At 59.1% G+C, this 10,270-nt stretch carries 9 protein-coding genes; 8 read left to right on the top strand and 1 reads right to left on the bottom strand.

Going from position 1 to position 10,270, the window contains the following annotated elements; translation table 11 throughout:
- Positions 1 to 289 precede the first annotated feature (289 nt).
- From YU9_RS0137445 to YU9_RS0137420, 5 genes are all read left to right on the top strand, one after another.
- Positions 290 to 1,135, top strand: a complete 846-nt coding sequence (locus YU9_RS0137445) for a phytanoyl-CoA dioxygenase family protein (protein ID WP_027577297.1) — start codon at positions 290 to 292, stop codon at positions 1,133 to 1,135.
- A 574-nt stretch (positions 1,136 to 1,709) separates the two neighbouring features.
- A complete protein-coding gene (locus tag YU9_RS0137440; protein WP_027577296.1) occupies positions 1,710 to 1,961 on the top strand; it encodes a hypothetical protein in 252 nt (83 codons plus the stop codon).
- A 902-nt stretch (positions 1,962 to 2,863) separates the two neighbouring features.
- Positions 2,864 to 3,013 carry a hypothetical protein gene (locus tag YU9_RS51325; RefSeq protein ID WP_371259253.1) on the top strand — a complete coding sequence of 50 codons (150 nt, stop codon included), beginning with the start codon at positions 2,864 to 2,866 and terminating at the stop codon, positions 3,011 to 3,013.
- A gap of 517 nt (positions 3,014 to 3,530) precedes the next feature.
- Positions 3,531 to 5,165: a thiamine pyrophosphate-requiring protein gene (locus YU9_RS0137425; protein WP_027577294.1), complete on the top strand. Its 1,635-nt coding sequence runs from the start codon at positions 3,531 to 3,533 to the stop codon at positions 5,163 to 5,165.
- 179 nt (positions 5,166 to 5,344) lie between these two features.
- Positions 5,345 to 6,493, top strand: coding sequence for an alpha-hydroxy acid oxidase (locus YU9_RS0137420; protein WP_027577293.1), 1,149 nt, complete (start codon positions 5,345 to 5,347; stop codon positions 6,491 to 6,493).
- Positions 6,494 to 6,495: 2 nt separating this feature from the next.
- On the opposite strand, the gene YU9_RS46910 is transcribed toward YU9_RS0137420, so the two are convergent.
- Complete coding sequence (locus YU9_RS46910) at positions 6,496 to 6,801, bottom strand: transposase (RefSeq protein ID WP_256375940.1); 306 nt, start codon at positions 6,799 to 6,801, stop codon at positions 6,496 to 6,498.
- Between the two features lie 1,023 nt (positions 6,802 to 7,824).
- Between YU9_RS46910 and YU9_RS0137410 the strand changes: the two genes are divergently transcribed.
- From YU9_RS0137410 to YU9_RS43855, 3 genes are all read left to right on the top strand, one after another.
- On the top strand, positions 7,825 to 9,261 hold the full coding sequence (locus tag YU9_RS0137410; protein WP_027577291.1) for an aldehyde dehydrogenase family protein: 1,437 nt from the start codon (positions 7,825 to 7,827) through the stop codon (positions 9,259 to 9,261).
- Positions 9,262 to 9,596: 335 nt separating this feature from the next.
- Positions 9,597 to 9,857 (top strand): hypothetical protein, encoded by a 261-nt coding sequence (locus YU9_RS50960; RefSeq protein WP_027577290.1) that lies wholly within the window; start codon positions 9,597 to 9,599, stop codon positions 9,855 to 9,857.
- Positions 9,767 to 10,183: a zinc-binding dehydrogenase gene (locus YU9_RS43855; protein WP_198028363.1), complete on the top strand. Its 417-nt coding sequence runs from the start codon at positions 9,767 to 9,769 to the stop codon at positions 10,181 to 10,183. The genes YU9_RS50960 and YU9_RS43855 overlap by 91 nt, the downstream gene beginning before the upstream one ends.
- Positions 10,184 to 10,270: the final 87 nt, after the last annotated feature.

Genomic DNA, 10,270 nt, shown 5'->3' with positions numbered 1-10,270 from the left:
CAGATCGGGGGCGCCCAGCTGCTGCGTCTGCCATTCGACAGCGGCCACGTGGCCGCATCGGAGGCGGAACCTCGGAGCGTCGCGTTACTGAATGGCGAAGTCGGGCGGTTTCTGCGGGACAACGGGTTACCTTAAGCGACAGAGAGCGCGCTGAACTAAACGAGGGCGCGACTAATTTCATCATAAAAAGCCAATGCAGCGCTGTATTTGGGCGCCAGCACCGATCTAGTCGCGCTAAATCAATATCGAATGGCAGTTAGCATTGGTTGTTGGCAAAAAGGAGGTGCTCATGTCAAAAATCTTGTCGCCGGATCAAATCGATGGCTTCCGCAAGAATGGCTACGTTCCGCGCGTCCGCGTAATTTCGAAAGAACGCGCGGCCTCGATCAGACAGCGGCTTGAAGAATTCGAGAGAAGTGCCGGTGCTCCCTTCAGCGCTGCCGTCAGCAAGCCGCTTCGTGCTAACGGGCATTTGCTCTTTACCTGGCTTAACGAACTGATCCGCGACGAGCGGATTGTCGATGCCATAGAGGATTTGTACGGCGAGAATCTCTTGTGCTGGATGTCGGACCTCTTCATTAAGGAGCCTAACGATCCGTCTTACGTATCCTGGCACCAAGATTCAACATACTGGGGTCTATCGAGTCCGGACGTGGTTACGGCATGGGTTGCGCTGACCGAAAGTACCAAAGCTAATGGAGCTCTCGAGGTCATACCCGGCACGCACCTCAAGGACCAGATCCCGCACCGAGATACTTTTGCGAAGGATAATATGCTTTCGCGAGGGCAGGAGATCGCGGTCGAAGTCGATCCAGGCTCATCTGTGATGCTTGAGTTGGAGCCCGGCGAGATGTCGCTGCACCACGTCCGCTTGGTTCACGGCTCTGCCCCCAATCGTTCGGAAACTCAACGTCGGATCGGGTTCGCTATCCGCTATATCCCGACCCACGTTCGCCAGCTTGAGGGTGAGGACACTGCGACGCTTGTACGCGGAGTTGATACTTTCGGCTCATTTCAGCATGAGCCAACTCCAGCGTACGATATGGATCCTGAGTGTCTTTCGTTCCGGCAACGCTCAGCCGAGAAAAGACAGACGTTTTTCTATAAGGGAAATGATGAGCGGGCCGCGGGTTAAGCTTCCGTTCGCCGGCTGGTTAACCGTTTCCGACCCAAGTGGGGATTACCCAGGCTTGGCTAGGTGTGAGGTCAATATGATCCAAGGGCCACGTCGTTAACGTTAATTGCTTCAGTCGGCCGACGCTAATTTGGAGAAGGGGGCATGCGGGATCAGGCTCGACTTCGTAAGCCGCTGAAATCGCCTTTTAGTCTCGCAAGGGCGACCAACTGCTCCTGCGCATTACCGCTTAGCTCGTGACAAGAAAGAAGAGAGGGCGCGGAGAGCTTCCGCTTCCCTCTTCACCGAACAGCGATCTGCCAGTTCCACAGCAATCGCGAGAAATCATGACGAAATCCGACCGACGGATCACAGTATTGGCCGCCGTTCGTGATACCCCACGAGCATCTGATGGAGGAAAAGCTAGCGCGTCTCCAGCGTAATCGATGGGTGGCTGCATTGCGACGACTGGACCTTTGTGGTCAGCAGCTACGTTGGCCATGATCTGGTGGTTGCGTGACGCCGGCTGCCTAACTGCAACGCGTTGTCGGGCCGCATCTTTCGAGCGGCAAAGTATCGGCTGGTCGCACCTTGCTTGGACCGTGTTCGCCAAACCGGTTATGCTCAGGCGCTTCGCGGCCTCTATGGGGAGGGCGACCTGAATGCCGACAGCGTGCCACGCATCGCTGAAAAATACCGTGAGACCGACCAGCCGGCGCTACTTGCGCAGGATCTCAGCATCCTCGAATTTTGCCGGTGCAGTGTTGTGGACGTTGCCCGCGTGGAGCCCGAAACAGACAAACAGCCGGGCTTTCTGGACGGATGGCTTAACATCATCGATTTCTAGTTCACGAAGTACGGACCCAGAGCCGTGGCGGTTAAATGCCTGATTGCCTCTTCGCGCGCGCTTGATTTCGCGCCCATCGCCAAAGCGCATGCGGCGCGGCTGTTTCTGCACCGTGTCGGCCAAATGTAGCACGACCTAGTTTCGAATCCTCAAGTCGCTGCGGGATCTTCTCTTTCGCTATTGGGTCGGCAAGGCTGGTGAGTGCGGCGTGCCAGTCAAGCTGCACACTGGCTATCTGCGCGGCTACGGGCTTAATGCAGCTTACCCGTGTCCGCGAACGCCGCCGATCTCTGTCGCTTGCTGCAGGATTTCCCCGAAACTCGGTTCGTGCTGATGCATGTCGGCTACTCGGGAGCAAGAGTTTATCGCGCCAGCCAAACATTATCCGAGCGCGGCAATCGACATGTGCTGGGTGTGGATCCTCAACCGAGGGTAGAGCATTCGTTTCGGAAAGAGTTTCTGCTAACGGCTCCAGCCGACAGGAGCAACAAGAGGATCGTGTTCGGTCGGCCGGCTGTGTTGTCGTTCCGACGGGGCGAGTGACGCTGAACGAAAGCCGTGCCGAGAAGCTCAGCTTGTAAAAAGCGTGGTGACTGGCGAACGCTATCGTCCCGAGGTCGCACGACGACGAGCTCACTGGGCAAAGTGTCAAGGTCGCGTCGATCTTCATCGACGAAAACCTGGAGGACCGACATGCCTCCCTTGCGGGGATAGGCGCCGCGCGGGCGCAAGTTGCTCGCCTAAGTGCCCCACGGGCTGGCAAGAGCACGACCCTCCTGGCAGCCCTGCGGTATGACCGGATCGATACGCCATGGTTCATCGAGGGGCCAATCGACTGCGTGATCTTTCGGACCTAAGTCGAGAAGCTTCTTCTGCTGCCGCCCCTTAGTCTTGGCGACATCGTGGTCATGGACAATCTCGGCAGTCACAAAATCAAGCTCAGCTCATTCGTCGGAGACAAACAATTCTTGCTACCAAAATACTCGCCCAATCTGAACCTGATCGAACAGGTTCTTGCCAACCCTCAAGTGTCTGCTCGGAAAGGCCGCTGATGTGCTTATTGTGCCTTACCTGGCGACTGGCTGGCTGCATGCCAGCCTTCAACTCGAGAGGAGCGCTCGCATCTTGCAGAATTTCCAATCTTGTTGGTCAATTTTTGCAGCCTTTAGGCGTCGACATGCCCTACGTGTTTGCCTTGTCCGGGAGCCGCGCAACGATTTTCCCCTCCTTACCAGAGAAGATTTGTACAATGCTTGATCCGCCTGAAATGAGCGAAGAGTTGCCGATCTCGCATGATCCTCGGCCGGAAGGTATGGACGCGAGAGAGCAGCGGCATGGATGCCATTTGGGCGCGCTGCGCAGTTGCCCGATAGTCGGAGTTGTTGCGATCAAACGACAGGGATTCCAGGTGGCGATGGCGGCTTGCATGTGGCCCAGTGCCCGTGCGGCTGACAACGTTGTGCCCCGCAAGAGCCGGTTCAGTGAGCTGTCTTCTGCGGACGATCGGCAAGGGGTGAGAACGCTAGGTGCAGCCGACAAAGATGGTCGGTTGATTTGGGAGAGGCGATAATGAAACTCGGTGTGGCGATCGCGGAAATTCTTAAGCGTGAAGGGATCGAGATTCTCTGCGGCTATCCGGTCAATCACCTGATCGAATATGCCGCGAGTGCCGGCATTCGTCCGGTCATGGTGCGCCAGGAGCGCGTCGGTATTCACATGGCGGACGCAATTTCCCGAGTCACCTCCGGGCACGCCATTGGAGCCTTTTGTATGCAAAATGGCCCCGGCGCGGAGAACGCCATGGGTGGTGTCGCGCAATGTTTTGGAGACTCGGTTCCTGTGCTGGTGCTGCCGATGGGCTATCAGCGCCGACTTTCGAACATCGAGCCGAACTTCAACTCCAGCCAAGCGATGAAGGCATTCTCGAAATCCGCCGAGCCAATCATTCTGGCCTCTGAAGTTTGCAACGTGTTCCGACGTGCCTTCGCCAAACTTAAGAATGGTCGCGGCGGGCCGGTAATTGTCGAAATTCCAGAGGATATGTGGAACGAGGAGGTGCCGGAGCCCCTGAACTACACACCGGTACTGCGGGCGCGCTATGGTGCCGATCCCGCCGATATCAAACAAGCCGCCTCGCTTCTGATCAATGCTAAACGCCCAGTGATTTATGCGGGTCAAGGCGTGCATTATGCGCGGGCTTGGTCGCAATTGAAACGCTTGGCCGAACGGCTCGCTATTCCCGTGACAACGAGCTTGGGCGGCAAATCGTCCTTTCCCGAGACGCATGCGCTGTCGCTTGGTTCCGGCGGGCTCGCGGTGCCGCGAGCCGTGACAAAGTTTCTGGGCGAGGCAGACGTAATCTTCGGAATTGGTTGCTCTTTCACGGAGACCTACTTCGGCATCGCTATGCCGAAGGGCAAGACCATTATCCATTCCACGCTCGACCCCAACCATATCAATAAGGATATCCAGGCAAATATTGGTCTGGTTGGCGATGCTGGGCTCGTACTCGATGCGCTGCTGGACGAGATCGGAAAGACGGTAACGTCAGACCGGAATGCGACACGAGTAGCGGAAGAAATCGCGGCCTCACATAGGGAGTGGCTCGCAAAGTGGATGCCGAAGCTCACCAGCAACGACGACCCGCTCAGCCCCTACCGCGTGCTGTGGGACCTGTATCGCACGGTCGACGTCAATAACACCATCATCACCCATGATGCCGGCAGCCCTCGCGATCAGCTCTCGCCGTTCTGGAAGGCGGTCGAACCCCTCTCCTATCTCGGCTGGGGAAAGACCACACAGCTCGGGTACGGGCTCGGCCTCGCTATGGGCGCGAAGCTCGCGAGACCCGACAAGCTCTGTATCAATGTCTGGGGTGACGCCGCAATCGGCTTTACCGGTATGGATTTCGAGACGGCTGTGCGCGAGCGGATTCCGATCATGTCGATCCTGTTCAACAATTTCTCGATGGCGTGCGAGCTGAAGATAATGTCGGTCGCGACGGAGAAATACCGTTCGACCGACATCTCCGGCGACTATGCCGCAATGGCGCGCGCTTTCGGCGGCTATGGCGAGCGCGTCACGAGACCGGAGGAGATCGTGCCCGCGATCAGGCGCTGCATCGAGAAGACGCAGGCAGGCGTTCCAGCGCTGCTCGAGTTCATCACCTGCAAGGAGACCGAGATCTCCCGCCCTGAGACGTGAGGCTTGGCTTTCGAAAGGCAAATTCCCGGGGGGCGCGGTTCGGCACGAGCCCGGATTATCGAAATTTCAGAGTTTGGTTCTTGCATCGTGCCCGATTGTAAGTGTGGAACTGGTTGTCCCAGCAGTTTGAAAGGACATCCTGACATTATAATAAGCGGCGGTGATAGGAATGGTCAACGATGCAGGGGGTGGTAAACGTCGATGATCTGCGCAAATTAGCGAAGAGGCGGCTGCCCAGGATCTGCTATGACTTTATCGAGGGCGGCACCGACGATGAGGTTGGGCTCGTTACGAACGAGCAGGCTTTCCGCCGGCAGCGCGTCATCCCGCGCTACTTGGTCGATGTAAGCGTGCGCGACCAGTCGACGACGCTATTCGGCCGTACTTATTCGAGTCCAGTTGGTATCGCGCCGACCGGGCTGGCGGACCTGTTCCGGCGCGGTGCCGACCTGATGTTGGCTGAGGCGGCGCGCGAAGCGAACGTGCCCTTCATCATGTCCGGCCACAGCTCAAGCTCGATCGAGGATCTCGCCAAGCTGGCACCAAACCACGGCTGGTACCAAATTTACTCAGCCGTCGACCCGTCGATCTCGGAGGACATGATAAAGCGGGTGAGCGACGCCGGGCTAAAGACTCTGGTCTTCACCGTCGACGTGCCGGAAACCTCAAACCGTGAGCGCAGCATCCGGCACGGCTGGGGACCCTCGCGAAAGCTGCCCTGGAAGACGAGGTTCGAAGCGTTGCGTCATCCGCTCTGGATGATGGAGTGGTTGCAGCACGGCACGCCTTATTTCGGAAATTGGACGCGGTATGCTGGTGAGAACGCCAGCGCCGAACAGGTGGCCGATTTCGTCAGCAATCAATTCCGCGCGCCGATGGCCTGGAAAACTGTCGAGCGCTATCGCGAACTGTGGAAGGGCAATTTTGTGATAAAGGGGATCATGCACCCCGATGATGCCCTCCTAGCGCATTCGCTTGGCGTCGATGGCGTCATCATCTCCAATCACGGCGGGCGCCAGCTCGACAATGCGCCGTCATCGCTGGAAGTTTTGCCAACCGTCTGCGAGGCAGTGGGTGACAGGATGACCGTGATGCTTGATGGAGGCGTCCGCCGCGGCCTTCATGTCTTGATCGCGATATGCGCGGGTGCCAAGTTCGTTTTTCAAGGGCGGCCGACTTTGTACGGCGTGGCCGCCGGCGGAGTGATGGGGGCGTCGAAGGCGCTGGAGATTTTCCGTCGCGAAATCGACATCAGCATGGCCCAGATCGGAGCCGCCAAGATCGTCGATCTCGGACCCCAGTTCCTGAAGCGGAAAGACGAGACCTAAACCTAAACCTGCGCTGAAGGGCGGACCGTGGATTTCCGGCACGGCAAACAAGCTGCTCGCAAAGGCCGACTGGTACGGACAGCCAGCGCCATGGCCAATTTAATGCGGTGGATGCTGATGATCATCAGTGCCGCGAGCTTGAACAGGTTGGTGCGAATCGTGCCGCAGCTCGCACCGCCCCGATCAGTCGCCTGCAAAGCGATGCAACGCAGTCTCTCGAGCTGCACATAGTCCATGGGGGCAAACCATAGCCTCAACTGATTGATCTTCGTGGTGCCGGTGGAGGTGCGATCGGGGAACCGGTCAATCTGGGCGCTATTTGATGCTGTTCTCCATCTCGCCGCGGGCGCAGTAAATGTCTTGATAGAGGTGGCTGTCGCCCCGTTTTGTCAATTCCGCCTTGGCGATAACCCGTCGTGATTACCGCGGAAGCTATACAGCGGCAGACAGCAGTAGCAGTCGTGAGAACCACCCCTCCTTATCGCCGTGCGCCGGATCGTCGGTGGCATCGAGATCGAGGCTGAAGCCGGTTCAGCCTCGACTTGCCCGCCACAGTCGGCCGTCGGGCTTTTCAATTTGCCCGCCGGCGACGGATCACTGGATCGTGCCACGCGGCAAACGCCAGACCAGTCAGATCGCCCGATCCGTCGTAGCTGGTCAGGTTGCGGGGGCCGCTAGCGCGGCTGAGGTATGATGGTTTAGTCAGGCATTGGTTCGGCTATAGTTGACCTGTTCATGCCTGCTGGGGCATGGCCATGCCCGAGGTCGCGCGCAGCGCGCCGCTTGCTGATATCTGGGGCGGGCGCCTCAAGGTGTCCAGCAGAGTGCGGACGAGCCGCCACCAGCCGATTGACTGAGGTCGCTACAACCACCGTCCCAGCGGGACCTCGCCAGCCCGTCGCGAAGGGGGCCGGAAAAAGATCAGGCCAGCTTTGCACAGTCCGATCGCACAGTCCGCTCGAAGATATTCCGTTGACGCAGGCGCAGTAAGGAATAACGGCGATCTTCCGGACGGTGGCGACTTCGCGTTGTCCATGCCGATCCGCCCTTGTCCGGCCCGACGAGGCCACTCCAAATCGGCGTCCAATGTTTGCCGCCGAATACCAAGTGTTTGCAGAATTTCTGTGATCAGGTGCCGATCTGCGCGGTCTTTGAACGTGGAAGCTCTTTTAGTATGAGTGATCTGCGCGGGTGCCGCACATGGCCAGCCCCAGCAGTGCATGGCAGCATTACATGAGTCCGCCAAACCCGTCTGAAGCGTCACCCCTAACATGCGCGCCTCGCCAGACCCTGTGATGACTGGGTAGCGGGGAGTCCAAGGAGCAGCTCGCATGCGCGAATACCTGAAGTTCTACATCGACGGTGATTGGGTCGACCCGGACATGCCCAAACAGATGGACGTCATAAATCCGGCCACTGAGGAAGTGTGCGGCCACATCTCTGTCGGCTCGGCCGTCGACGTCGACAAGGCTGTGGCCGCTGCCAAGAGGGCGTTCGTTACCTATTCCCAGACCAGCCGCGAAGAGCGCATCCAGCTCTTGCAACGCATCTTGGCCGAATACCAGAAGCGCTTCGACGCCATCGCCCAAGCGGTGACCGAGGAAATGGGCGCGCCCGCAACTTTCGCACAGCAGGCGCAGGTTCCGGCGGGCATGGCTTATATAAGGGCCGACATCGAAACGTTGAAGACCTTCAAATTTGAGGAAGACCGCGGCACCACACGTATCGTCAAGGAGCCGATTGGTGTCTGCGGGATGATCACTCCCTGGAATTGGCCGATCTCCCAGATCGTCTTGAAGGTGGCGCCGGCGCTCGCGACCGGCTGCACCATGGTGCTGAAGCCTTCCGAGGAGGCGCCGTTTAGCGCCTACATATGGGCGGAAGTCATGGATGCTGCCGGCGTCCCGCCGGGCGTTTTCAACATGATCAACGGCGCGGGGCCTGTGGTTGGGGCCGCGATTGCAAGCCATCCCGGCATCGACATGGTCTCATTCACCGGCTCGACCCGCGCTGGGGTAGAGGTGGCCCGCAACGCCGCCGCTATGGTTAAGCGCGTGACCCAGGAGCTTGGCGGGAAGAGTCCAAATATCATCCTCGCGAACGCCCACTTCGATGCCGCTGTTAGCGCCGGCGTGCGCTCAGTGATGAGCAACTCCGGCCAGTCATGCAACGCACCTACCCGCATGCTGGTGCCAGCAAAGAAGATGGACGAGGCCATCGCAATCGCGAAGCAAGTGGCGGAAGCCACTACTGTAGGCGATCCGAACAGCGACGCCACTATCGGGCCGGTGGTGAACAAGAGCCAGTGGGAGAAGATCCAGCACCTGATTCAGGCTGGCATTAACGAGGGCGCGACGCTCGTCGCTGGCGGCATCGGGCGTCCGGACGGACTCAACAAAGGTTTCTATGTAAAACCGACCGTGTTCGCCAACGTGAAGAACGACATGACCATCGCTAGGGAAGAGATTTTCGGGCCAGTCGTGTCGATCCTTAGCTACGAGAACGTTGACGAGGCGGTGAGGATTGGCAACGATACCGAGTATGGTCTAGCGGCCTATATTTCGGGTTCCAACGTGAACGAGATCCGTGCCGTAGCCTCGAAGCTGCGTGCCGGACAAGTCTCGATCAACGGCAGCGGCGATCTGACCGCGCCCTTCGGCGGCTACAAGCTGAGCGGCAACGGTCGGGAAGCGGGTGATTACGGCTTCCACGAGTACCTAGAGACCAAGGCCATCGTCGGCTACACGCCCAAGCAGGTGGCTAAGTAGTCGTTACTGGACTTGGTCCCGCGGGGCCCCTCACCAGACGCTACCCTAGGGATGACTGATGCGCGTCGCGCGGTCATCCCGCCGTCCTTCAGTTCTGTGCCCTTCGCCACCGATCGGACGCAAGGGAGGTCGCTGCTGGTATGAGGAACCAACAGTCCGTTGGCAAGGCGCGCTGCACAACTCTATCTTCATCGCGGTGTCGATCAGGTGCTCTCGACCTCGCTCGGCACCGTGGCTCCGCTCGGCTCAGTCGCCCGAACTTCCTCTGCCGCACGACGGTGATGAGCCTCTTAATTTAGCCAATCAATCGCGCGTGTCTTATCGGCTGCGGCGTAATGACTGGCTTCGGTGCGGCGACGCATATCGCAAAAATCGAGAAAGGCGCGACAGTTACTGTGATCGGCTGCGGAGCTGTGGGCTTGTCCGCGGTCCAGGGCGCGCGCCTCGCAGGCGCGTCCCGCATAATAGGGGTCGACCGGCAACGTGAGAAGCTCGAGTCGCTGCGATCGTCGGCGCCACGCACACGCTGCTTGCCGATGATGCGCTCGATGCTTCGCACTCCCAACTCACCGATGTTCGCGGCGCCGATTGCGTGATCGAATCCGCGGGGACTCGCGCGGCGTTTCGCGCAAGCGTTGAGCTGGTACGGCCCGGCGGTCAGGTCGTATGGCTCGGCAAGCTGCCCTCCAACGACGAGATGTCATTCCGCTGGGGCTCGCTGATGGGTGAAAAGCGCATTATGCGATCGAGTTACGGCGGTGCCGATCCGTGGCGCGATTTTCCCTGGCTCGCCAAAGCTTATCTCGGCGGCTCGCTCAAGCTCGACGAATACGTCACTTCGACCCTCTCACTCGTCGACGTCAATGTCGGGCTCACGCGCCTCGCTGCCGGCAAACNCATCCGAGCGGTGATCGAGTTCTGAAATGGCGCATCCACCGCTCGCGCCCGGCTGGATCGACGCGCCGCATCAACTCGCATCGCTTGGGCGCTTGCCGCTCGAATCAGGGGA

Source organism: Bradyrhizobium sp. WSM1743, assembly GCF_000473065.1.
In the GTDB taxonomy this organism is placed as follows: domain Bacteria; phylum Pseudomonadota; class Alphaproteobacteria; order Rhizobiales; family Xanthobacteraceae; genus Bradyrhizobium.
This window is presented reverse-complemented; position numbering and strand designations above follow the sequence as displayed.

Bases quoted from the DNA above. Each gene is read 5' to 3' on its own strand.
- YU9_RS0137445 (WP_027577297.1), top strand. From the start codon at position 290: ATGTCAAAAATCTTGTCGCCGGATCAAATCGATGGCTTCCGCAAGAAT.
- YU9_RS0137425 (WP_027577294.1), top strand. From the start codon at position 3,531: ATGAAACTCGGTGTGGCGATCGCGGAAATTCTTAAGCGTGAAGGGATC.
- YU9_RS0137420 (WP_027577293.1), top strand. From the start codon at position 5,345: ATGCAGGGGGTGGTAAACGTCGATGATCTGCGCAAATTAGCGAAGAGG.
- YU9_RS0137410 (WP_027577291.1), top strand. From the start codon at position 7,825: ATGCGCGAATACCTGAAGTTCTACATCGACGGTGATTGGGTCGACCCG.
- YU9_RS50960 (WP_027577290.1), top strand. From the start codon at position 9,597: ATGACTGGCTTCGGTGCGGCGACGCATATCGCAAAAATCGAGAAAGGC.